This is a genomic window from Herbaspirillum autotrophicum (assembly GCF_001189915.1).
GTDB classification, from domain to species: Bacteria; Pseudomonadota; Gammaproteobacteria; order Burkholderiales; family Burkholderiaceae_D; genus Herbaspirillum; species Herbaspirillum autotrophicum.
The window spans coordinates 125,971-148,902 of record NZ_LFLS01000009.1; the positions used below are offsets into that span (position 1 = coordinate 125,971).

A 22,932-nucleotide genomic window follows, 5' to 3' on the forward strand; every position below is an offset into this window, starting at 1 on the left:
GTGAAAGAACACCGTTTGACAGCACCACTGATCTGGGGCGTGCTGTATTTCGTCGCAGGCTATCTCTCACATTTGCTCAACGGCCCGTTTGCCGCTACCGGTTATATCTGGTTGCCGGCCGGGATTACCGTGAGCGCCTTGCTGCTCACATTGCGGCGGCGCTGGTGGCCATTGCTGATAAGTCTGTTCGTGGCGCAAATGCTGTTGGGCTGGGTGGAACATCGCAACCTGTTGCGGATTGCCTTGTTTGCCCTCAATGAAATCGGTGTTGCCGCGATTGTCGTCGCGCTGGTGCGACGCGCTTCCTTTCCGATGGAAGGCCTGTTTTTCGTGCGCTGGCTGTTGCTTGTCAGTATCGTGTGCGGCGCCATCAGCGGCCTGATTGGTGCCAGCTGGTTTTATTTCGTCCAGAACGTGCCATTTTGGCCCACCGCCCGGGTCTGGGCCGCCTCCGATCTGGTCGCGATCCTGATCGTCACACCGGTGATCGTCGGCTGGTCGCGGTTCCGCGCCAGCCGCTCCGGCGGCATCGCGCGCAGTGATTTCATCCTCGGCCTGTTATCGTTTGCGGCCTTGCTGCTGACAACCTATGTCGCTTTCGACAGCAATATCGACCGCGTGCTGCTGGATATCGATATCGCCACCACTTACGTACCGCTGTTTTTTGTTGCCGCCGTGACCTTGTTATGGGGCGGGCGCGGCGGTTCGCTGGCGGTCGCTGCGCTGGCCTTGATGACGTTTGGCTACACTGCTGCCGGCAAGGGGCCGTTTGTCGATCTGGCACGCTTTCACGCCAGCCATGCTTTGCTGGAATCGCAGGTTTATCTGGCGATTGCGGCTTTGCTGTCGTTGCTGACCAGCGCACTCAAGACCACGCGCGAACAATTGCATGAGAGTGCAGTGCGCTGGAAAAGCAATGTCGAACTGGCGCTGACGGTCAGCCGTCAACTGGTGTACAGCCTTGATCCGATCACGCAGACCATGTCGTGGAGTGGCGATACGGTCGATTTGCTGGGCTTGCCGGGCAAGCAGCTGAGTACGCTGGCACAGGTGCTGGCACATGTGCATGAAGCTGATCGCGAACTGCTGCGGCGACGCTGGCTCGGCGATCCTGATGCCGATAGCCGTCCCGACTTCCAGTTTCGCCTGCGGTTGCCGGCCGGCAGTGTCAGCATTGTCACCGACATGAGCCGCAGCCTGCTGGAAGTGGACGACAGCCTGTCGCTGGTAGCCGGTGTCTGGCACCTTACCGAGACGGAGGTCGGCTTGCCGCGGAGTGTGCAATGACTGCCACTGCGGTTCGCACCGGGGCTTTGCTGATCCACGGACTGGGCGGTACCCAGTTTGATCTGGGCGTGATGCACAAGGCATTGCTGCGGGCCGGCGTTGAAATCCACAGCATTACCTTGCCCGGACATGGCGGCCAGCCGGAGGATTTGATCCCGGTGCGGGCCGAGCAATGGCTCGATGCGGTAACCGCGCTGTATCAGGAATTGCGGCCGCAGTATCAGGAGTTGCACGTGATCGGCATGTGCATGGGCGCCTTGCTGGCGACTGCCTTGTGCCAGCGGGTGCAGCACACCGCAGGCAAGCTGGTGACGCTGGCACCGCCGATCTATATCGATGGCTGGTCGACGCCGTGGTATAGCCAGCTGCGCCATCTGTTTTATCTGATTCCGGGCGTGGCCTCCCGCATGCGGGTGGAAGAGGGCGAACCGTTCGGGATCAAGAATGCGTTGGTGCGCGCGGTGGTGAAAGCCAAATTCGCCCGTGGCGATAATTTCCATTATGCGTGGGTGCCGCTGGCCTGTGTGCGGCAGGTTGATCGTCTGCGGCAATGGGTGATGGATGGTGCGACCGCGATCACCTGCCCGACACTGATTGTGCATGCGCGCGAAGATGAATTGACCAGTCTGAAGTCAGCCGAGTTTTTGCAGCAGCATATTCCCGATGCGCGCACGGTGATACTGGAAGACAGCTATCACATGATTTGCGTCGACAATGATCGCGAGCTGGTGGCCGCCAGCGTACTGACTTTTTTCGGCTTCGACGCGCCACCGCCACGGCCGCCGCGCCGGGCTCGCGGCGTGGTGCCGGCGGCAGACGCCGACGAATAAGCCGACGCCGTGCAGCCGCCGCTTTAAAACACCCGGCCCAGTTGCAGATAAATATTCCACAGGCCCTGTGGCCCCACTGCCACGCCTAGATAGACCGGCCCGATCGGGCTGCTGCCACCGACGAAGACACTGGCGCTCTTTTTGTAAGGACCGTTGCCGAAGTTGTCGCGCTGCTGCCAGATGTTGCCGAGTTCCAGGCTGGTGCCGAGCACCGGATTGCGCAACCCGGCCAGATTGAAGTCTTGCAGATCGTTGAGGTAGGTGATGCGTCCGTACAGCAGATAAGAGCCGAAGAACTGATCCGGTGCATAGGCCGACAAGCGCTGGAAGCCGCCGAGGAAGAAACCTTCGCCGCCTTCGCCGCCGAGACTGCTGGCGCTTTCCAGTGCCAGATTGATGGTGTGACGGTCGCGATTGAAGGCCCACAAGGTCTTCAGCTGCACATCGCTGTAGCGCCGTTCATCGCCGCCGAAACCGCGATTGGCTTCGGCTCGGATGTAATAACCCTTGCGCGGAAACAGCGGATCGTCGAGCTGGTCTATCGTCAATTGCGCCCGCACCCCCGGCTGTGAGGTTTGTGTCGTATCGAAGGCGTCACCGTAGGCGGTCGCGAAGTTATACGTCGGGGTGTACTTGATGCGCTGGTAATTCACCCCGAGCCGCAGTTCGCCCAGCCGCGCCAGCGGGATGCCGACATCAACTCCGGCCTGGGCGGTATCGATCCGATACTGATTGACCGGACTGGCTTTGGCATCGGCTCCATCGAGATAGATGTCGACGCGGCGGCGCGTCAGTTCGGCATACGGTGCCAGATAGACGCCGCTGTTTTCCCATAACGGTTGCCGCAGCTCGGTATGGAATTCTGCGCGTTGATTGCCGAATACCACATCGTTGCGCCATTCGAGGCCACTGGCGTTGAGCCACGGATAGCGATGGCCGAGTTGCAGGTTGAAGCCGCCGCGGCCATCGAAGTTGTTGGAGACGCCGAGTCCGAACAGCAAGTATTGTGGACCCCACGGTTTTTCCTCGGCATCAATCTTGAGAATGTTGCGGCCATCCTTGCGCACCAGCTCCTGCGTCACATTGTTGAAATCACCGTTGGTCGACAGCCGCGACAATTCCTGATTGAGGGCGCTGCCATCGTACACATCGCCGTCCTGCACGCTCAATTGCCGCCGCACATAGGAGGCCGGGATCTTGCCATGGGTATTGATTTCGATGGCATCGATGCGAGTGTCTTTGGCGAGGAAGTTGTCGCCCCGGCGTGAGGCCAGATAGTGCTCCCATTCGGCCGGCGGCAGCGCCAGTTCGGTCAGCCTTTTGCTCTGTTGCTGGGCCGCTTCCCAGCCGGCATTGATGCCATCCTTGCCGCGCGCGAAATCGGTGAAGGTCATGCTGCCGAGATCGGGCTCGATCAAGATATCGTTGCTGGTCAGCAGCGCTTTTTGGGCCTTGACGTTCTGCTGGATCAGAATGCCCACCATCTGTTGTGCCACTGCGGTCGGCGATTGCAGTGCCGACGGATCTTGCAGCGGCGTCGCAATGTTGACCGCGATGATGATGTCGGCGCCCATGTCGCGTGCCTGCTGCACTGGCAGATTGGCGACCAGGCCGCCATCGACCAGCGTGCGGCCATCTACCTGGAATGGCGCAAACAAGCCCGGCACTGCCATGCTGGCGCGCATGGCGCGGGACAGCGAACCCTGGCGCAACACCACTTCGGTACCCTTGCCGAGATCGGTAGCCACTGCTTCAAACGGGATCGGCAAATTCTTGAACTCGATATCGGCCGGCAAGCGCGCGGTCCAGTTTTGCAGCAGCGCCAGCAAGTTATTGCCTTGTACCAGCCCGGACGCAACCTTGATTTTGCCGTCGCCGAAACCGGCGGCAATCGAAATCGGATATTGAAAATCATCTTCCCGTTGCGATTGCGGCAGCTTGGCGCGTTCATTGCGGTCGAAGGCGATATCGCCGAGATTGACGCCCGACAGTTTCTGTTCCAGTTCATCAGGGGCAATGCCGCTGGCATACAGGCCGCCGATCAGTGCGCCCATGCTGGTGGCGGCAATATAGTCGATCGGGATATGCAGCTTTTCCAGATATTCGAGTACGCCGAGATGGGCGTAGCCGCGCGCGCCGCCGCCGGACAACACGAGGCCGATACGGGGACGGGACGTTGCGGCGGCGGCTGCCGGCTCGGCTGCGGCTGCCTGTGCACCGTGGCTGCTGACGCTCCAGATCAGGGCGGCAGCGAGCCAGTATTTGCAATGAAAAGGAAGAGGGCTGGGCACGGCAATCGTTATCGGGTTTGGGTGTCTCGCATGGTAAACCAGATTGTTGCCGCCAATGAAGTCAGTCGCGTCGCAGCGGTATCAGGATCGTTGATCCGTTGATAATGCAACGCCGGCTGTCGTCAATTGCAGACAGCCGGCGTTTGCGGGGAGCGCGGGGATTTACTTTTCCGGCGTCAGGATGGTCGGCGTGGTGCTGGCCAGTGTGTCCGGATAATCCAGACTGTAATGCAAACCGCGGCTTTCCTTGCGTGCCAGTGCGCTGTTGACGATCAGGGATGCCACTTCGACCAGATTGCGCAATTCCAGCAAGTCGCGCGTGATGCGGAAGTGAGCGTAGTACTCGTCGATTTCTTCCTTGAGCAAATGGATGCGGTGCAGGGCGCGTTGCAATCGTTTGTCGGTACGCACGATGCTGACGTAATTCCACATGAAGCGGCGCAGCTCATCCCAGTTATGCGAAATCACGACTTCTTCATCGGCATTGGTGACACGGCTTTCATCCCATGCCGGTAAAGTGCACGCCGGCGGTTTCGGTTGTTGCTCGATGTGCTGCGCCGCCGCCCGCCCCAGCACCAGACATTCCAGCAGCGAATTGCTGGCCAGCCGGTTGGCGCCGTGCAGGCCGGTATAGGCGGTTTCGCCGATGGCGTACAGCCCCGGCAGGTCGGTACAGCCCGACATATCGGTGACCACGCCGCCACAGGTATAGTGCGCGGCCGGTACCACCGGAATCGGCTGGCGTGTGATGTCGATGCCGAACTCCAGGCAGCGCGCCATGATGGTCGGGAAATGCTCTTCCAGAAATTCCCTGGGCTGGTGACTGATGTCCAGATCGACGTGATCGAGGCCACGTTTTTTCATTTCAAAATCGATGGCGCGGGCGACGATGTCGCGTGGCGCCAGTTCTTCGCGTTCATCATGGGCCGGCATGAAACGGGTGCCGGCAGCGGCGCCCGCGGCTTGCGGCAGCTTGAGCAGCGCGCCTTCGCCGCGCAGGGCTTCGCTGATCAGGAAGGATTTGGCAAACGGATGGTACAGGCAGGTCGGGTGGAACTGGATGAACTCCATATTGCCGACCCGGCAACCGGCGCGCCATGCCATGGCAATACCGTCGCCGGTGGCAGAGTCCGGGTTGGAGGTGTACAGATACACCTTGCCGGCGCCGCCGGTGGCCAGCACCGTCTGGTCGGCGGCAATCGTGATGACCCGGTCGTGCTTGATGTCTTGTACATACACGCCGACGCAACGCGCCGGCTGTTGCGGGTCGAGCTTGTCGGAATTGATCACGTCAATGGCGCAGTGATATTCCAGCAAGGTGATGTTCGGATGGGAACGAATTTGTTGTTCCAGCGTGACTTGCACCGCATGGCCGGTAGCGTCGGCGGCATGAATGATGCGGCGCTGGCTGTGGCCGCCTTCGCGTGTCAGGTGATAGCCGAGTTCGGCCTGATCATCGCGGGTAAATGGCACACCTTGTTCGATCAGCCATTCAATCGCTTCGCGACCGTGTTCGACGATAAAGCGGGTGGCGTCTTCATCGCACAGGCCGGCGCCGGCAATCAGCGTGTCGGAGATGTGCTGATCATGGCTGTCGCCCGAATCGAGCACGGCTGCAATGCCGCCCTGGGCCCAGTTGCTGGCGCCATCGAGCAATTCGCCCTTGGACACAATGACGACTTTTTTCTGTTGGGCAAGGTGCAACGCAAGCGACAAGCCTGCCAGGCCGCTGCCGATGATGGCGACATCAAACTTCATGGGAGTGTGTCCGAATAAATTGAGGTGGTGATCGCATTATACCGAGCGGCGCGAATTCACTGATGACGAGGCTGATTTGACGGCTGGCGCGGAGGCGGCCGGGTACTTCATCCATCAGCGCGAACGCACGCCGGCGTTCGCTGCTGTGAACCTGTTCTGCTGCTTAGCCGGGGATGACCGGCTTGACCTTGGCTGCGGCTTGCTTGGCGCGGATGCGGGCAGTATCGATATCATCGGCGGCGGCCAGTGCCACCCCCATGCGGCGACGACGGAACGATTCCGGCTTGCCGAACAGACGGATGTCGGTGCCGGGAATGCGCAGGGCATCGGCGACACCTTCGAAGGCGATGCCCTTGGCGTCGTGCTGGCCGTAGATCACGGCCGAAGCGCCCGGTGAGCGCAGCGCGACATTGACCGGCAAGCCGAGAATTGCCTTGGCGTGCAATTCGAATTCGCTCTGCACTTGCGTGACCATGGTCACCATGCCGGTGTCATGCGGACGCGGGCTGACTTCCGAGAACCAGACCATTTCACCCTTGACGAACAACTCAACGCCGAACAGGCCGAGGCCGCCGAGATTTTCGGTGACTTTGCGCGAGATGTCGCGGGCCTTGTCGAGCGCGGTCGGGTGCATCGGATGCGGCTGCCAGGATTCGACATAATCGCCTTGCACCTGCACGTGGCCGATCGGTTCGCAAAAGCTGGTGATGACATCGCCGTTTTCATTGAGCGAGCGCACGGTCAGCAAGGTGATTTCATAATCGAAGTCGATGAAGCCTTCGACGATCACGCGGCCGGCATCGACGCGGCCACCGGCGGCGGCGTAATTCCATGCGGCTTCGACTTCCGCGGCGCTGTCAATTTTCGACTGGCCTTTGCCGGACGACGACATGACCGGTTTGATCACACAAGGGAAACCGATCTGACCGGTGGCGGCTTTCAATTCTTCCAGACTGTCGGCAAAGCGGTAAGGCGAAGTCGCCAGACCCAGCGTTTCACCAGCCAGACGGCGGATGCCCTCGCGGTTCATGGTCAGCCATGCGGCACGCGCTGCCGGAATCACGGTGGCTTTGCCGGCGCGTTCCAGTTCCACCAGTGTTTCAGTGGCAATCGCTTCGATTTCCGGCACCACCAGATCCGGCTGTTCTTTGGCAATCAGCTCGGCCAGCGCGGCGCCATCGGTCATGTTGATGACGTAAGCGCGATGCGCCACTTGTTGCCCGGGGGCATTTTCATAGCGGTCAACGGCGATCACTTCCACGCCCAGACGTTGCAACGCAATGATGACTTCTTTGCCGAGCTCGCCGGAGCCAAGCAACATCACTTTGGTGGCGGAAGGGGAAAGCGGCGTACCGAGGCGAACAGGAGTCTTCATATCAATGGTGGGCAAGAGTGAATATCAAATAGTGAATGCGAGCGAAGGCGACAATTGCGCGGGCAACTGAGCGCATCAATCGCGCGAAGATACCAAATCTTCACTGATTTGGACAGCCATTCTTGCATTTGCTAAATCGTTTCAGGCAATGCGAAAGCCGTCTACCACCATGCCCAGCATGACACCGCTGAGACATTTCCCATGGGCATCGAGCGCCAGCGAGCGGGTAACGCCGCCGCCCAGCGCCTGTTGCATGACAAAATTGAAAGCGTGCAATTGTGGCAAGGCATAGCGCACGACGTCGCCGTGCACGATGCCGCTGAAGTGCTGACGCACGCGTTCGGCGGTCAGCCAGCGTTCCAGCAAGGGATAATCGTCGGGATGGTTGACGATCACCGAAATAGTCGAAATGTCGCCTTTGTCGCCGGCGCGGGAATGGGCAATATCGCGTAATAACATGGCAATTCAGCTCGAAATGCACGCCGGCCTTGACCGGTTTGCGCGCTACCAGCGCCGATAGCATTGCCACGACCTGGTTCAATCATCCGCAACTGGTGGCGATTCCGCTGGATGCGCCGGAGCTGGTGCGGCCATTGCTGATCGTGCATGTGCGCGGACGCAGTCTGTCGATTGCGGTGCAGGGCATGCTGGAGCTGATCCATGAAAAAAGCCGCTCGGGACCGGTATCCTGAGCGGCTCAATATTATTGAAGGACGGCATTCAACGATTCGCGGGTGCCGCTCTTGCCGTTGCCGGCAGAGCGGCTCGCCGCGCTTGCGCTCAGTCTTCGGCGTAGATGTTGTTGTCTTTGCTTTCCCGTACGAACAGGGTACCGATGACCACGGTGACCAGTGCGATCACGATCGGATACCACAGGCCGTAGTAGATATCGCCCTTGTATGCGACCAGTGCGAAGGCAGTGGTTGGCAACAGACCGCCGAACCAGCCGTTACCGATGTGGTAAGGCATGGACATCGATGTGTAGCGGATGCGGGTCGGGAACATTTCCACCAGCGCCGCTGCAATCGGACCGTACACCATGGTCACATACAGCACCAGGATGAACAGCAGCAGCAAGACCATCGGTTTGTTCATCTGATCCGGATCAGCCTTGGTCGGATAACCGGCAGCCTTGATGTCGTCAGCCAGCTCTTTCGAGAAGGCCTTGTCCTTGGCGGCAGCATCTTCCTTGCTCAGACCATTGGCATCATACGAATTGATGATGCGCTCGCCGATCTTGACGGTAGTCACCGAACCAGGTGCGCCCACTGCATTTTCGTAGTTCACCGAAGCCGCTGACAATTTCGCTTTGGCGATATCGCACGACGATGTGAACTTCTTGGTGCCGGTAGGATTGAACTGGAATTGGCAAGTTGCCGGATCCGCCGTGACGATCACCGGTGCGTTCTTCAGTGCGGCTTCCAGTGCCGGATTGGCATAGTGGGTCAGGCCGGCGAAGATCGGGAAGTAGGTCAGCGCCGCGATCAGGCAGCCACCGATGATGATCGGCTTGCGGCCGATACGGTCGGACAGCGAACCGAACACGATGAAGAACGGGGTAGCCAGCAGCAGTGCCAGGGCGATCAGGATGTTGGCGGTAGGGCCGTCCACCTTGAGCGACTGGGTCAGGAAGAACAGGGCATAGAACTGACCTGTGTACCAGACCACGGCTTGACCGGCTGTCAGACCGACCAGCGCCAGAATCACCAGCTTCAGGTTTTTCCATTGGCCGAATGCTTCGGTCAGCGGTGCCTTGGAGACTTTGCCTTCGGCTTTCATCTTCAGGAACGCTGGCGATTCATTCATCGACAAGCGGATCCAGACCGAGATACCGAGCAGAACGATCGATACCAGGAACGGAATGCGCCAGCCCCAGTCGGCAAATGCAGTTTCGCCGATGGCAGTACGCACGCCCAGAATCACCAGCAGCGACAGGAACAGGCCCAGCGTTGCAGTCGTCTGGATCCACGCGGTGAACGCGCCGCGACGGCCTTCCGGAGCGTGTTCGGCAACATAGGTTGCCGCGCCGCCGTATTCGCCGCCCAGTGCCAGACCTTGCAGAATGCGCAGGATGATCAAGATGATTGGTGCGGTGATGCCGATGGAGGCATAGTTCGGCAGGATGCCGACGATGAAGGTCGACGCGCCCATGATCAGGATGGTGACCAGGAACGTATATTTACGACCGATCATGTCGCCCAGACGGCCAAATACCAGTGCGCCGAACGGACGCACGATAAAGCCCGCAGCAAACGCCAGCAGCGCAAAGATGAAACCGGTATTGGGATCGGTGCCGGCGAAGAACTGCTTGGCGATGATTGCCGCCAGCGAGCCGTACAGATAAAAGTCGTACCATTCAAAAACGGTACCGAGCGAAGAAGCGAAAATGACTTTCCGCTCTTCCGGTGTAATGGTGTGCGCGGTCGATTTGACCGAAGCTGTCGCCATGCTTGTCTCCTTGATTATTGATGTAATGGATGTACAAACTGGCCGCCAAATTACGCTGGCGCCATTTGTGCACGTACGGAGTGTGCGACGCCAAACTTACATCATGCTTGCTTGAAACTTACACAAGCTTACAGCGGATTTTTGCTGCAATGCACCCGGAGACTGCCGTCATGCCGCCTGTTGTTGCAGAAAGCCGGGCACCTTGGCCGCCGGCAAACGGTTGATCGCGGCCAGCATTGCTGGCTCGACTTGCCGGCCATGGCGGCGCTGCAATTGCGCGCACAAATGCAGCAAGACCTGCGCTGAGACTTCGGCATCGGCTTCGGCTCTGTGGGCCTGACCGGAAAAGCGGATGCCGAGACTGGCGGCCAGCCGCGACAGGCTGTAGCTGCCGAGGCCGGGCGCCAGACGCCGTGACAACAGCAAGGAACAAATCAATTCCGAATACGCCGCTTGCAATGCCAGCCGCTCACTTTCGGCCGCCAGAAACTTGGCGTCGAAACTGGCATTGTGTGCCGCCAGCGCATCGTTGCCGATGAAGCGCAACAATTCAGGCAGCACTTTGGCTACCGGCGGTGCGCTGTCGACCATAGCCTGGGTAATGCCGGTCAGCGCCGTGATGTCGGACGGGATATAGACCTCGCAATTGATGAGCGACACAAAGCGTTCCACGATGCGACCGTCGATGATGCGCAGTGCCGCGACTTCAGTAATGCGCGCCCCTTGCGCCGGGCTCAGTCCGGTAGTTTCAAAGTCCAGCATGACGACAGGTTTGGCAATCACGACAACATACTTTCAGGCAGAAGAAGAACCGGCATTTTAATACGGCACCGGGTATCGCTCGCAAAACCGGCAGTGACAGCGCCGGCGGCGGGGCTTTCGCTTATCATTACGGTTTTGCAGAAATCGGAGAAAGACATGCTCAAGCACATCGTCATGTGGAAACTGAAGGAACACGCCGAAGGCGCTGACAAGGCAACCAATGCGCGCAAAATGAAGGCCTTGCTGGATGGCTGTATCGGCCTCGTGCCGGGCATGGGGAAATTCGAAGCGGCACTGGCGCAGCCGGGACTGGAAGCCAGCTACGACGTGGTGTTGTATTCCGAGTTTGCGTCACAGGAAGTGCTGGACGCATATCAGAATCATCCTGAGCACGTTGCCATCAAACCGTTCATCGCGGCCATTCGCGAAGCACGGCAATGCATGGATTACGAAGTCTGAAGCGAATCCGAATTTTCACGCTGTTTTTTTTGAGGTCGTTGCAAGGATGAGGTCGACGACGTTATCCGGATGCATTCAATTATGAATATTTCTTTATCTGACGCTTTCGCCGGCGGTAATCCCTATCTGGAAAACCTCGGAGTGGAAGTGTTGAGTTTCGGTGATGGCAACGCCAGCATGGCGCTGTATCTGCGGCCCGAGTTCATGAACAGCTGGCAGGTGGCGCAAGGCGGCATTTCGATGACGCTGATGGATGTCGCCATGGGACTGGCTGCGCGCACGCTGGTGCCGGAAGCCAAATCGTCGGCCACCGTCGATATGACCAGCAGTTTTCTGCGGCCGGCCGGCAAGCCGGGCGACACCATCGTGGCCAAGGGCCGCGCCTATTACCGTTCCACCACCATGTGTTTCTGCGAAGCGGAATTGTGGAACCAGGACCAACTGGTAGCCAAGGCCATGGGCACGTTCAAATTCATCAAACGGATTGACGTTGGCGACCGCGTCGGTCACGGTGCCGGCAACGGTGTGCAGTTGCCGGGCAACTGAACGCAATCGGCCAAGGCAGCCTGCGCTGCCATGGTTACGCTAGCGGGCCGACAACATCCGGCGCAGCGTCCCATCCTTGAGTATCAGGTGATGCCACAACGCGCCCAGTACATGCAGTCCGACCAGATAGTAGACGGCATTGCCAATGAATTCATGCACCGCCTTGATGCTGGTTTTCAAGTCCGGCGAGGCGGCAATCAGATGCGGCAGCGTCAGTCCGAAAAAGCTGACGTCCTTGCCGCCGGCCTGGGTGAACAGCACGCCGGTTACCGGTAACGCCAGCATCGTCAGGTACAGCAAACCATGTACTACGCCGGCGCTCCAGGTTTGCCAGCGCGGACCGGCAACTTCCGGCGGTACCCCGAACCGGAAACGGGCTGCCACCCGCAACAGCAGTGCCAGAAACACCAGTTGGCCGGCCAGCATGTGTACGGTTTTCAGCGTGTCCCGGAGCGGATCGCCCTTGGGTACCTCACCGCGATATTCGATGGTCGCCAGTGCGATGACGAACAGCAGGAAAATGAACCAGTGCAAAAAAATCGAGGCGGGGTGGTAATGGGTGCGGGTCATGGTCTCGGTTGGCTAAAAACAAGGCTGGCTGAGAACGGATCAGAAAGCGGATCCGCGCGTATTTCATGTTGCTTCGCCTATACTGCCAAACTGACTGTCGATGTCAATGCAGATTTGCATCGCAGTTATTCTTGATCAATTTTTCTTCAAACAGGTATTCGTATCATGACTTTTCGTATCAGCGTCGGCCCTTGGGAAACTCTGCAACCGGATGCACAGGCCATCCGGCAAGAAGTATTCGTCATCGAGCAGCAAGTGCCGCCGGAAATTGAACTGGACGACATGGACGCGGTGTGCGTGCATGCCGTGGCCTACGATGCCGGCAATGCCGCCATCGCTACCGGACGGTTGCTGCCGGATGGTCATATCGGCCGCATGGCAGTGCGCAAGGCCGGGCGCGGGCAGGGCATCGGCAGCGCGGTATTGAAAGCCTTGATGGCAGCGGCCCGGGAACGCGGCGACAGTGAAGTGGTATTGAATGCCCAGACCCATGCCGAACCGTTTTATGTGGCGCACGGTTTTGTCCGTGAAGGCGAACAGTTCATGGATGCGGGGATTCCCCATATCCATATGCGGGCGGCATTGAAATAAGGTGCTCCACGGCGTCTGACTCCAGACGCGACATCAGCATCGTGGCCTCGCCGCTTCAGCCGGCGGCTGCCACCGATGTGTTTCTGTCATTGATCTTTGTGCATTGTTTTCTGGAAATGTTTCCTGAAAGGTTCTTGTGGTTTCCCACAATATCAAGGACTACAGGGCGGGAGCATACTTGCGCCCGCAGCACGGATAGTGCTATCCGGAAAGCGCGGGAGTTGACTGAATCAGCCCCGCAGATGGCTCGCCGACATGGAAATTTGACTTGAGTCGGCATGTCATCCGAGTAATATGGATAGCACAAAATCTGGTGAATCAGCTGTTTCCTGTTACAACAAACGGAGATTCAAATGGCCAAGAAGCCGCTTTATCAATCGCTTTATTTCCAGGTTTTGGTAGCCATCGCCATTGGCGTGCTGCTGGGCCATTTCTATCCGCAAACCGGCGAGGCCATGAAGCCGCTTGGGGAAGGCTTCATCAAGCTGATCAAGATGATCATCGCGCCGGTGATTTTCTGTACCGTGGTGCTCGGTATCGCCGGCATGGAAGACATGAAGAAAGTCGGCAAGACCGGCGGTCTGGCGCTGCTGTACTTTGAAGTGGTCAGCACGCTGGCATTGATTGTCGGTCTGGTGCTGGTCAATGTATTGCAGCCGGGCGTCGGCATGAACATCGATCCGACCACGCTCGATACCAAGAGCATCGCGGCCTATACCGCACCGGGCAAGATGACCAGCACCACCGACTTCGTGATGAACATCATCCCGCTCAGCATGGTTGATGCGTTTGCCAAGGGCGACGTGTTGCAGGTGTTGCTGATTTCGGTCCTGTTCGGTTTCGCGCTGCACAAGTTCGGCGGCCGCGGCACACTGGTATTCGACCTCATCGAAAAAATCTCGCACGTCCTGTTCTCGATTGTCGGCACCATCATGAAAGTGGCGCCGGTCGGTGCTTTCGGCGCCATGGCCTTCACCATCGGCAAATACGGTGTGGGGTCGTTGCTGTCACTTGGCAAGCTGATGGGAACCTTCTATCTGACCTGCCTGATCTTCATTTTTGTGGTGCTGGGGACGATCTCCAAACTGCATGGCTTCAGCATCTGGAAATTCATCAAGTACATCAAGGAAGAATTGCTGATCGTGCTCGGTACTTCGTCGTCGGAATCGGTATTGCCGCGCATGCTGGCCAAGATGGAAAATCTGGGCGCCAAGAAGACGGTGGTTGGTCTGGTGATCCCGACCGGTTATTCCTTCAATCTGGATGGCACGGCAATTTACCTGACCATGGCGGCGGTATTCATTGCGCAAGCGACCAATACGCCTATGACGCTGACCCAGGAACTGACCTTGCTGGCGGTATTGCTGCTGACCTCCAAGGGCGCAGCGGGCATCACCGGCAGCGGCTTCATCGTGCTGGCGGCAACCTTGTCGGCAGTGGGGCATGTACCGGTAGCCGGACTGGCGCTGATTCTCGGTATCGACCGTTTCATGTCGGAAGCGCGGGCGCTGACGAATACCATTGGTAACGGCGTGGCGACACTGGTGGTTGCCAAGTGGAGCAACGAGCTCGATGAAAAACGCCTGCATGCGCATCTCAACGGCGAAACCGCTGAAGAAGCCGATGCGCCGGAACAGGTGCTCGACCACACCAATGCCAAGATGCCGCACTGAGCATTCAGCGGTAGTGCACTGCGTGCCGTGATCGGTACCGCAGCGGCAACGGCAATAAAAAACGGCAGCATGACGATAAAGTCATGCTGCCGTTTTTTTTCATGTCGCGCCGGGGCGGCGAGCAGTGCAGGAAATGCTCGGGCAATCCCGGCATCAAACCGCTGTGCACATGCCGGACCGACAAATGAAAAGGCCCGTAACGACAAGACGTTACAGGCCTTTAGTCTCCTCGCAGCCGCCGCAGGACTGGATTTATTTGATGCGATTGTGGACCTAAATCATCAATTAGTCATTTTGCAGTGCACCATGATAACAAGACGCCAACACGGGCTGGAAAAACATCAGGGGAGACAGGGGCGAGGAAGTTGCCGGTCAGATACCGGTCATGTCAAAAAGACATGTTCTGCCTGCCGTTCCGACGCAGGAAAATACGGGCAAAAAAAAGCCCTCGAACCTTGCGGCTGAGGGCTAAATCCAATTCTTTAGGAGGAAATTGGAGGAGACAGGTGCAACTTTAATGCTCTGCACCATATCCGGCTACTTTATTTCTCGTATATCAGTTATACGATTTCATTATTTCTGCCGGCTGTCGCCTCGGGTTCTTACGCTTCGCGGCTACGCTTGAGACGACACGGCGAGGTTTTATCCTGCGTTTCGGTCGACGGTGCATCGCGCACGATACTCAGATCGACCACATGCTCGCTCAATGCCGGTTCGCCCAGGATCGGCACCCGGACGATGGTTGAGGCGCGGGTGCCGTAGCCTTCGGAGCAGATAAAGATGGAGGACAGTACACGTTCCAGTTCCAGGCTGATACCGGTGCTGGGCAGGCGGCAATCATTGGCCCGGGTGCTGTCGGTCAGCATTTCGAAAAAGGTTTCTTCGGGGGCTCCCTGACACAGCAGGCTGGCGAACTGGGCTTTGGCCCGGGTCAGTTTCGGCCAGGGTGTGTCGAGCAGGCCGTTGGATACGCCGTAGATGCCATAACCGAGCGGTTGCCCGTTGCGCGGATCATCGCGGCCACGGTTGGAAAACCAGAGCATGGTGTCGCGATCACCGATCAGCAGATTGAAGCCGTTGTAGCGGTCGGCATCGGCATCAATGCTGGCAATGTAGTCGGTCGGACTGAGGTTGCCGGCCAGATAGTCGGATACCAGCGCGCCACGCGAGGGCGCGTCGGGGTTGCGTTCACCGGGCGCGCGGACGTTGGTGATGGCACCGAAGCGACCGTCGCGGGTGACGCCGAGCCAGGTGCCGCCGGCCTTGAGGTCGCGGCCGGCGTAAATATTCGGGTGATCCGGCCACCATGCGGCGGGACTGGCCGGGCGGTCGTGAAATTCATCGCGATTGGCGGCGGCAATCAGCGGCATGCCGGGGATCACCTTCCAGGCAAAAATGATCAGGCACATGGCGATACATCCAGAAAACGTTCAATGTGACGCGGACCATCGATCAGCGCTGCCAGATCGGCCGCCAGCACATGTTGCTGCAAGGCGATTTCAAATTGTTCCGGGGTATCGAGATAGACTTCCATCCAGGTGTGGCAGCCGTCTTTTTCTTCCGGTCGGCGCTTCAGTCCGGTGGCCACTTTGTATGCTTGCGACAGCGTCGCCTGCATGCGCCCGACTTGCTGTTGCAGGGCATCGGCCTGGGCGCCGCACACGCGGTAATAAATATAGAGATCCATGATCGGCTTACTGCGGATCAGCCAATTCGTAGGGCAGCGGCTGCAATTGCAGCGCCGGGCCGCTGACGCTGCCGAGATGGATACTGCCATTGTCGATGGCGGCCAGTTTGATTTCCACCAGACACAGGGAGCTGCCGACAGCATCGGGTTCGGCATTGACCACCATGCCACACGGCTGGTCCGGGTCGGCGCTGGAAAATACTTCGTTGCCGGCCTTGACGCCGGTCGTGGCAATCGTTGCCAATACTGCGCGTCGCTTGAGTTTTCCGAGATACTGGCTGCGCGCGACGATTTCCTGCCCGGGGTAGCAGCCTTTCTTGAAGTTGACGCCGCCGATCAGTTCGAAGTTGATCATTTGCGGCACGAACTGTTCCTGGGTGGCGGCGGTGATCTGCGGCACACCGGCCTGAATCTCGCCCAGACGCCATGCCGAGGCGCCGCGTGCAGTCAGTTTGCTGCTCAACAGCGGCCACGCGGCGATGGCGCTGGCGGTGTCGGTAATCCATTGATAGCGCGCATTGCTGTCGCCGTCGGCGACGCGAATCAGGGTGCCGTGGGCGTTATCGATTTTTTGATAAGGCTGTGCCGGCAAGCTTGGAAACCAAGTCTGCAACACGCTCTCGGCGGCAGCGCCGGACAGGCCCAGCGCCACATGTCGGGCGCCGCCATCGCTCAGCTTGGCTTTGGAACGCATGACAAACATTTGCAAGCGCTTTTGAATCGCTGGCTGCAATGCCAGCGGCAACTGCAAAAAGATGGCGTCGGCGGTTTTCCACAGCAGAAAACTTGCCAGCAGGCGACCCTTGGGGGTGCAATAGCCGGCCAGACGCGCGGTATTCAGGTCGAGCTTTTCAACATCATTGGTGATCTGGTTATGCAAGAAGCTGGCGGCATCGTCGCCGGCGATGGCAATCAATCCGAGGTCGGTCAGCGGCGCCACAAAATCGGTTGGTGCTGTCCAGTCCGTCTGTGCCGCCCCAAAATAGCGAACTTCGATGGCATTTTGCTCGTCGAAACGCGCTCCTTGTTGCTGCAAAAATGCGAGCCAGTCGGGATTCGGATGATTCAATTCAGTCATAAATTAGGTTGCCGGGGGCTTCAGCGATTATCATTGATGCCTCGATTATAGTGGCGTCAGGAAATCGCGTCAGATTGCGCCGAATTTTGTTTTTACGATGAAAAAACTGTTTACTACTTGCATATTGCTGGCACTCGTATTCGCGAGCCTGGCCGCTTACTGGGTCAGCCAGCCAATTCTGGCCGGCGGCAGCGCGCCAGTCGCATTCACGATTGAGCCGGGCAGCGGCATGACCGGCGCGGCGCAGGAAATTGCCGACGCCGGGGCGCCGCTCAATCCCTTGCTGTTTGCCTTGCTGGCGCGCGCCAGCGGCAAAGGCAACCGGATCAAGGCCGGCAGCTACGAACTGAAAGCCGGCACCACGCCGCTCAAGTTACTGGACCAACTGGTACGCGGCGAATTTGCGCAAGAGTCGCTGACCATCATCGAGGGCTGGTCGTTCCGCCAGATGCGCCTGGCGATTGCCGCCCATCCCGGCCTCAAGCATGACTCCAAAGACCTGACCGATGCCGAACTGCTGGCCCGGATCAGCGGTGAATATGCCGTGGCGGAAGGGTTGTTCTTTCCCGACACCTATCTGTTTGCCAAGGGCGCCAGCGATTTTCAGATTTACCGCCAGGCCTATTCCCTGATGAGCAAGCGTCTGGACGAAGCCTGGTCGCGTCGCGATTTGTCGCTGCCGTACCGCACGCCGTATGAGGCATTGGTGATGGCCTCGATCGTGGAAAAGGAAACCGGACAGAAATCGGAGCGCGGCATGGTGGCCGGCGTGTTCGTCAATCGCTTGCGCACCGGCATGTTGCTGCAAACCGACCCGACCGTGATTTACGGCATGGGCGAACGTTATCGCGGCGTCATTCGCAAGAGCGACCTGACCACGGATACGCCTTACAACACCTACACCCGAAAAGGCTTGCCGCCGACACCGATTGCCTTGCCCGGGGCGGCTTCGCTGGCAGCGGCCATGAATCCTGATAAAACCGAGGCGCTTTATTTCGTCGCCCGCGGTGACGGTACCAGCCATTTTTCAGGTAGCCTTGGTGAACACAATCAGGCGGTCAATAAATATCTGCGCTGATTTTTTTTGCAATCGGCATCATTTCCCTATTTCAGTGATGGCCGTTGTCAGCCGTGTTGCCCTGGCGGCACGTTGACAGCAACGGTCATCGGTTTCACAGCATATCTGCCGGTCGTTGCATGACCGGCTTCCTCGGGACTAGCATGGCATCAGGCAAATTCATTACATTCGAAGGTATCGACGGCGCCGGCAAGTCGACCCATATTGCCTTCGTCGCGGACGTGTTGCGCGCGCAGGGGCATACGGTGGTGACCACGCGCGAACCGGGCGGCACCGAACTCGGCGAGACCCTGCGCAATCTGTTGCTGCACCACAAAATGCATCTGGAAACCGAAGCCTTGCTGATGTTCGCGGCGCGCCGTGAACATGTGGCGCAAGTGATTGCCCCGGCGCTGGAACGTGGCGACTGGGTCATTTCGGATCGCTTCACCGATGCCAGCTTTGCCTATCAGGGCGGCGGTCGCAAGCTGGCGCTGGAAAAGCTCAACATTCTGGAGCAATGGGTGCATCCCGATTTGCAACCTGATCTGACGCTGCTGTTTGACGTGCCGCTGGAAGTGGCGCGGGCGCGTCTCGATGCGGAACGGGCGCTGGACAAGTTCGAGCAAGAGAAGGCCGACTTCTTTGCCGCCACGCGCGCCGAGTACCTGCGTCGTGCCGCCGAATTTCCGCAGCGCTTCCGGGTGATCGATTCGACCCGGCCGATTGCCGGGATTCAGGTGTTGCTGCAACAAATTCTGGCACAGCTCTGATGGCAGGCTGGCCGACACCACACAAGACGGAACACGACCAACACGCATGAGCAATACATTACTTCCCTGGCAAAACGACAGTTGGCAGCAATTGCAGCAGTTGCGTGAACGCTTGCCGCACGCGATTCTGTTTTACGGCACCGAAGGCATCGGCAAGACCGCCTTTGCCGAAGCATTCGCGCAATCGCTGTTGTGCGAAGCGCCGCTGGCCGAAGGGCATGCCTGCGGCACCTGCGCGTCGTGCGGCTGGTTCTCGCAATACAATCATCCGGATTACCGCCGCGTGCGGCCGGAAATTCTGGATGGCGAAGATGGCGATGCCGAGGGCGACGCCGAAGAAAAGAAAAGCGCCAAGGCCAGCAAGGCGCCGTCCAAGGAAATCAAGATCGATCAGATCCGGGCGCTGGCGGATTTCATGAATGTCTCGACGCACCGCTCGGGTATGCGCGTGGTGGTGCTCTATCCGGCCGAAGCCCTCAACACGGCCGCTGCCAACTCGTTGCTCAAGACCCTGGAAGAACCGCCGCCGGGCACCATGTTCTTGCTGGTCGCCAATCGGCTGGATCGGTTGCTGCCGACCATCTTGTCGCGCTGTCGCAAATTTGCGCTGGGGTTGCCGACCCATGCCCAGGGCTTGCAATGGCTGCAGGAGCAAGGGGTCAAGAATCCCGAAGTCTGGTTGTCGGAGCAGGGCGGGGCACCGCTGGCGGCGTTTCAGGCGGCGCAAGGCGATAGTCGCGAGGTGATGGATGAGTTGCTGCGCATGCTGGCGCAACCCGGCATCGATGGCGCGCTCAAGAATGCCGAACGCTTGCAGAAAACACCGTTGTCGGAAGTGGTTGGCTGGGTGCAGCGCTGGTTATATGACTTGTTCTGTCTGAAGTCCGGTACCGCAATCCGCTATTACCCGCGCTATGGCAAGGAACTGGCGGCACTGGCAGCACGCGTGGATACGCTGGCAGTGGCAAGTGCACTGAAATCCGTGGGCGACCGCCGCCGGATTGCCGATCATCCGTTGTCCGCGCGCTTGTTTCTGGAAGAGATGTTGCTGGAATACAGCGCGCTGTTTGCCTGAATCTGTTGTGACCTGCATCTTTGCATTGACTACAAGGAGTCCGGATGAGCGAATCGAATCTGCCCGGGTCTGCTGCCCCGGTTGCCAATGGCAGCAATCACGCCAACGGTGCGGCACGCCCCGTCGTGCTGTCTTTGCACATCAAGGAGCGCAGCAGTCTGCAGGCGGCTTACATGCCGTTTCTCCATAACGGCGGATTGTTCCTCGCCGGCGCCAAGGGCTATCAGATGGGCGATGATATTTATCTGCAGCTGACACTGCCGGAGGATACCCAAAAGTATCCCATCGCCGGTAAAGTGGCGTGGCTGACGCCGGCCGGCGCCGTCAACAACCGGGCGCAGGGAATCGGCATTCATTTTCCGGCGGAAGGCAAAGGCGTGGAAGCCCGGGTCAGGATTGAAGCATTGCTGGCCGGAGCACAACAGGCAATCCATCCCGGTCATACCTTGTAGTTTCTGTTTTCTTTTTTTTGTATTTTTCATTGACTTCGCATGCAACCGACTTACACCCACCGCATCGCGCGCCAGCAAGATCTGGCCGCCATCGTTGACATCTATAACAGCACGGTGGCGTCGCGCCAGGTTACCGCCGATACCGAGCCGGTGACGCTGGCATCGCGTCAGGTCTGGTTTGACGACCATGTACCGGACCGCCGGCCGTTGTGGGTGGCCGAGCAGGATGGGGTGATCATCGGCTGGCTGTCGTTCTCCAATTTCTATGGCCGTCCGGCCTATTCAGGGACCGCCGAGCTGTCGATCTATATTCACGAAAGTGCGCGCGGGCAGGGGTTGGGACGCTACTTTCTGGAGCGGGCAATTGCCATGGCGCCGGCGGTGGCGGTGCATACCTTGCTGGGGTTTGTATTCGGTCACAATACGCCGAGCCTGAAACTGTTTGAAGCCTTCGGCTTTGAACGCTGGGCCGACATGCCGCGGGTGGCGACACTCGATGGTATCGAACGCGATCTGGTGATTCTCGGAAAACGCGTGGCCTGAAGCCGGGCACATCACGAGAATAGTTTCTCATTGGAAACTATTCGTTGCTTTTCGGCTCAAAGGCCGCCGTTGCGCTTGCAGAGATGGATGTAAATAGTAATAATTCTCATTTTGAATTATTCGCTGATTCCATCTCATGTCTTCCGGCGCCCACAATGTTCTCCTGACGCAGTTGTATGACGCACATCACGACTGGCTGCTAGGCTGGTTGCGGCACCGTCTCGGCTGCCGCCATGATGCCGCCGATCTGACGCAAGATACCTTCATTCAAGTGGTGGCCGCGCGCAATGTGGAAGAGATCATCGCGCCGCGCGCTTTTCTGGCAACGCTGGCCAAACGCGTGTTGTACAACTTCTGGCGGCGGCGCGACATCGAACGTGCTTATCTGGAAGAGCTGGCACGCTTTCCGGAAGCCTTTGCGCCATCGCAGGAAGATCGCGCACTGGTGCTGGAAGCCTTGCAACAGATCGATCTGGCGCTCAGCAGCCTGACCCCGAAGGTGCGTCAGGTGTTCTTGCTGAGCCAGTTGCAGGAACTCACCTACAGCGAAATCAGCGCCCAACTGGCGATGCCGGTGATTACCGTGCGTCGTTACATGACGCAGGCCATGCGTGCCTGCTGGCTGGCCGCGGACTTGCAGGCGTGAGCGCCGGCATGAGCGGGCGGCTCAACCGCAACAGCAATGAAGCGCTGGATAATCCGCATGCGGAACAGGCCATCGAATGGATGGTGCTGTTCCGTTCCGGCGATGCTACCCCTGAAGACTATCAACGCTTTTCTGCCTGGAGCGCGGCCGATCCGCGCAATGCCCAGATCTGGGAACGCATGCAGGGTGTATTGCAACGCTCGTTTGCGCCGGTGCGTGAAGTCAACCAGCGCACACCGGGCCAAGCCGAGGCGGTCGAACGCATTGTGCTGCGACCTGCAAGCTCACCCGTCCGGCGCAAGGTTTTGCGCGGGGCGCTGGTGTTTGCCGCCACCGGTATCGCGACCGGCATGCTGGTCAATCGCTCGCTGCCACTGGCAGCCTTGCGCGCCGACTTGCGCACCGGCACCGGCCAGCGCAAAAGCTTTACGCTGCCGGATGGCAGCACGCTGGTGCTCAATGCGCGCTCGGCGGCCGATATCGATTTCAGTCATGGCATGCGTCGGGTGCGGCTGCATCAGGGCGAGCTGATCGCCACCGTGGTGGCCGATGCCAGCCGGCCCTTCGTGATCGAAACCGAACACGGCACGGCGCAGGCACTCGGCACCAAATTTCTGGTGCGGCGTGAAACTGAACAGACGCTGGCGCTGGTGCTGGAGCACAGCATCCGGATCAGCAACGGCGCGCAGGAACAAGTGCTGCGCACCGGCGAGTTGGCATGGTTCAACGCTGACGGCATCACGCGCGTGGCCGGCGATAGCAGCGCCAGGGCGGCCTGGGCCGATGGCATGCTGGTGGCCAATGACGAAACGCTGGCGGCGGTGATTGATGCCTTGCGCGCCTATCGCAAAGGCTTCATCCGCGTGTCACCGGCGGCGGCGCGCCTGCGCGTGCTGGGCGCGTTCCCGCTTGACGATACCGATAATGTCTTGCGTTCGCTGGAGCAAACCATGCCGATCAGCGTGCGCAACTTCGGCAATGTGCTGGTGATGATCGACGTGCGATAAATCGCATGAAAAAAATAATCGATT

Annotated in this window: 24 protein-coding genes; 14 read left to right on the forward strand and 10 right to left on the reverse strand. The window is 59.0% G+C overall.

Features of this window, described 5'->3' with window-relative positions:
* Both AKL27_RS09520 and AKL27_RS09525 read left to right on the forward strand, forming a co-directional pair.
* Positions 1 to 1,287, forward strand: coding sequence for an MASE1 domain-containing protein (locus AKL27_RS09520; protein ID WP_050462566.1), 1,287 nt, complete (start codon positions 1 to 3; stop codon positions 1,285 to 1,287).
* Positions 1,284 to 2,117, forward strand: a complete 834-nt coding sequence (locus AKL27_RS09525) for an alpha/beta hydrolase (RefSeq protein WP_050462567.1) — start codon at positions 1,284 to 1,286, stop codon at positions 2,115 to 2,117. The genes AKL27_RS09520 and AKL27_RS09525 overlap by 4 nt, the downstream gene beginning before the upstream one ends.
* 23 nt (positions 2,118 to 2,140) lie before the next feature.
* Here the strand turns inward: AKL27_RS09525 and AKL27_RS09530 are convergent, their stop codons facing one another.
* The 4 genes from AKL27_RS09530 to AKL27_RS09545 all read right to left on the reverse strand — a co-directional run bounded on the left by AKL27_RS09530 (position 2,141) and on the right by AKL27_RS09545 (position 8,000).
* Positions 2,141 to 4,408 (reverse strand): patatin-like phospholipase family protein, encoded by a 2,268-nt coding sequence (locus AKL27_RS09530; RefSeq protein WP_408609762.1) that lies wholly within the window; start codon positions 4,406 to 4,408, stop codon positions 2,141 to 2,143.
* 162 nt (positions 4,409 to 4,570) lie between these two features.
* A complete protein-coding gene (gene nadB, locus AKL27_RS09535; protein ID WP_050462568.1) occupies positions 4,571 to 6,166 on the reverse strand; it encodes an L-aspartate oxidase in 1,596 nt (531 codons plus the stop codon).
* A gap of 163 nt (positions 6,167 to 6,329) precedes the next feature.
* The gene (gene purT, locus AKL27_RS09540) at positions 6,330 to 7,541 is read right to left on the reverse strand and encodes a formate-dependent phosphoribosylglycinamide formyltransferase (RefSeq protein WP_050462569.1); all 1,212 of its coding nucleotides are present in this window, start codon (positions 7,539 to 7,541) and stop codon (positions 6,330 to 6,332) included.
* A gap of 141 nt (positions 7,542 to 7,682) precedes the next feature.
* Complete coding sequence (locus AKL27_RS09545) at positions 7,683 to 8,000, reverse strand: AtuA-related protein (protein WP_050462570.1); 318 nt, start codon at positions 7,998 to 8,000, stop codon at positions 7,683 to 7,685.
* A gap of 29 nt (positions 8,001 to 8,029) precedes the next feature.
* Between AKL27_RS09545 and AKL27_RS09550 the strand changes: the two genes are divergently transcribed.
* On the forward strand, positions 8,030 to 8,233 hold the full coding sequence (locus AKL27_RS09550) for a type 2 periplasmic-binding domain-containing protein (protein WP_050462571.1): 204 nt from the start codon (positions 8,030 to 8,032) through the stop codon (positions 8,231 to 8,233).
* A gap of 88 nt (positions 8,234 to 8,321) precedes the next feature.
* On the opposite strand, the gene AKL27_RS09555 is transcribed toward AKL27_RS09550, so the two are convergent.
* Both AKL27_RS09555 and AKL27_RS09560 read right to left on the reverse strand, forming a co-directional pair.
* Positions 8,322 to 9,989, reverse strand: coding sequence for an MFS transporter (locus tag AKL27_RS09555; protein ID WP_050462572.1), 1,668 nt, complete (start codon positions 9,987 to 9,989; stop codon positions 8,322 to 8,324).
* A gap of 168 nt (positions 9,990 to 10,157) precedes the next feature.
* A complete protein-coding gene (locus AKL27_RS09560; protein ID WP_050462573.1) occupies positions 10,158 to 10,772 on the reverse strand; it encodes a 3'-5' exonuclease in 615 nt (204 codons plus the stop codon).
* 135 nt (positions 10,773 to 10,907) lie between these two features.
* Between AKL27_RS09560 and AKL27_RS09565 the strand changes: the two genes are divergently transcribed.
* Both AKL27_RS09565 and AKL27_RS09570 read left to right on the forward strand, forming a co-directional pair.
* Complete coding sequence (locus tag AKL27_RS09565) at positions 10,908 to 11,210, forward strand: Dabb family protein (protein WP_050462574.1); 303 nt, start codon at positions 10,908 to 10,910, stop codon at positions 11,208 to 11,210.
* Between the two features lie 81 nt (positions 11,211 to 11,291).
* On the forward strand, positions 11,292 to 11,756 hold the full coding sequence (locus tag AKL27_RS09570) for a PaaI family thioesterase (RefSeq protein ID WP_050462575.1): 465 nt from the start codon (positions 11,292 to 11,294) through the stop codon (positions 11,754 to 11,756).
* A gap of 39 nt (positions 11,757 to 11,795) precedes the next feature.
* Here the strand turns inward: AKL27_RS09570 and AKL27_RS09575 are convergent, their stop codons facing one another.
* Entirely contained in the window at positions 11,796 to 12,326 is a 531-nt protein-coding gene (locus AKL27_RS09575; protein WP_050462576.1) for a cytochrome b, read from the reverse strand.
* A gap of 165 nt (positions 12,327 to 12,491) precedes the next feature.
* Between AKL27_RS09575 and AKL27_RS09580 the strand changes: the two genes are divergently transcribed.
* Positions 12,492 to 12,917 (forward strand): GNAT family N-acetyltransferase, encoded by a 426-nt coding sequence (locus AKL27_RS09580; RefSeq protein ID WP_050462577.1) that lies wholly within the window; start codon positions 12,492 to 12,494, stop codon positions 12,915 to 12,917.
* Between the two features lie 353 nt (positions 12,918 to 13,270).
* Positions 13,271 to 14,590: a dicarboxylate/amino acid:cation symporter gene (locus AKL27_RS09585; protein ID WP_050462578.1), complete on the forward strand. Its 1,320-nt coding sequence runs from the start codon at positions 13,271 to 13,273 to the stop codon at positions 14,588 to 14,590.
* Between the two features lie 602 nt (positions 14,591 to 15,192).
* Here AKL27_RS09585 and AKL27_RS09590 read toward each other — a convergent pair.
* The 3 genes from AKL27_RS09590 to ygfZ are packed head-to-tail and all read right to left on the reverse strand — an operon-like array spanning position 15,193 to position 17,355.
* Positions 15,193 to 15,999: an NRDE family protein gene (locus tag AKL27_RS09590; RefSeq protein ID WP_050462579.1), complete on the reverse strand. Its 807-nt coding sequence runs from the start codon at positions 15,997 to 15,999 to the stop codon at positions 15,193 to 15,195.
* The gene (locus AKL27_RS09595; protein ID WP_050462580.1) at positions 15,990 to 16,277 is read right to left on the reverse strand and encodes a DUF4936 family protein; all 288 of its coding nucleotides are present in this window, start codon (positions 16,275 to 16,277) and stop codon (positions 15,990 to 15,992) included. The genes AKL27_RS09590 and AKL27_RS09595 overlap by 10 nt, the downstream gene beginning before the upstream one ends.
* Before the next feature lie 7 nt (positions 16,278 to 16,284).
* On the reverse strand, positions 16,285 to 17,355 hold the full coding sequence (gene ygfZ, locus AKL27_RS09600) for a CAF17-like 4Fe-4S cluster assembly/insertion protein YgfZ (RefSeq protein ID WP_050462581.1): 1,071 nt from the start codon (positions 17,353 to 17,355) through the stop codon (positions 16,285 to 16,287).
* Between the two features lie 97 nt (positions 17,356 to 17,452).
* Between ygfZ and mltG the strand changes: the two genes are divergently transcribed.
* From mltG to AKL27_RS09635, 7 genes are all read left to right on the forward strand, one after another.
* Positions 17,453 to 18,433: an endolytic transglycosylase MltG gene (gene mltG, locus AKL27_RS09605; RefSeq protein ID WP_050462582.1), complete on the forward strand. Its 981-nt coding sequence runs from the start codon at positions 17,453 to 17,455 to the stop codon at positions 18,431 to 18,433.
* A 143-nt stretch (positions 18,434 to 18,576) separates the two neighbouring features.
* The gene (tmk, locus tag AKL27_RS09610) at positions 18,577 to 19,185 is read left to right on the forward strand and encodes a dTMP kinase (protein WP_050462583.1); all 609 of its coding nucleotides are present in this window, start codon (positions 18,577 to 18,579) and stop codon (positions 19,183 to 19,185) included.
* 46 nt (positions 19,186 to 19,231) lie between these two features.
* On the forward strand, positions 19,232 to 20,260 hold the full coding sequence (locus AKL27_RS09615; protein WP_050462584.1) for a DNA polymerase III subunit delta': 1,029 nt from the start codon (positions 19,232 to 19,234) through the stop codon (positions 20,258 to 20,260).
* Between the two features lie 44 nt (positions 20,261 to 20,304).
* Positions 20,305 to 20,712, forward strand: coding sequence for a PilZ domain-containing protein (locus tag AKL27_RS09620; RefSeq protein WP_050462585.1), 408 nt, complete (start codon positions 20,305 to 20,307; stop codon positions 20,710 to 20,712).
* A 39-nt stretch (positions 20,713 to 20,751) separates the two neighbouring features.
* On the forward strand, positions 20,752 to 21,255 hold the full coding sequence (locus AKL27_RS09625) for a GNAT family N-acetyltransferase (RefSeq protein ID WP_050462586.1): 504 nt from the start codon (positions 20,752 to 20,754) through the stop codon (positions 21,253 to 21,255).
* 136 nt (positions 21,256 to 21,391) lie between these two features.
* Positions 21,392 to 21,901, forward strand: coding sequence for a sigma-70 family RNA polymerase sigma factor (locus tag AKL27_RS09630; protein WP_050462587.1), 510 nt, complete (start codon positions 21,392 to 21,394; stop codon positions 21,899 to 21,901).
* Positions 21,898 to 22,908 (forward strand): FecR family protein, encoded by a 1,011-nt coding sequence (locus AKL27_RS09635; protein ID WP_157056868.1) that lies wholly within the window; start codon positions 21,898 to 21,900, stop codon positions 22,906 to 22,908. Before AKL27_RS09630 ends, AKL27_RS09635 begins: the two co-directional genes overlap by 4 nt.
* Positions 22,909 to 22,932: the final 24 nt, after the last annotated feature.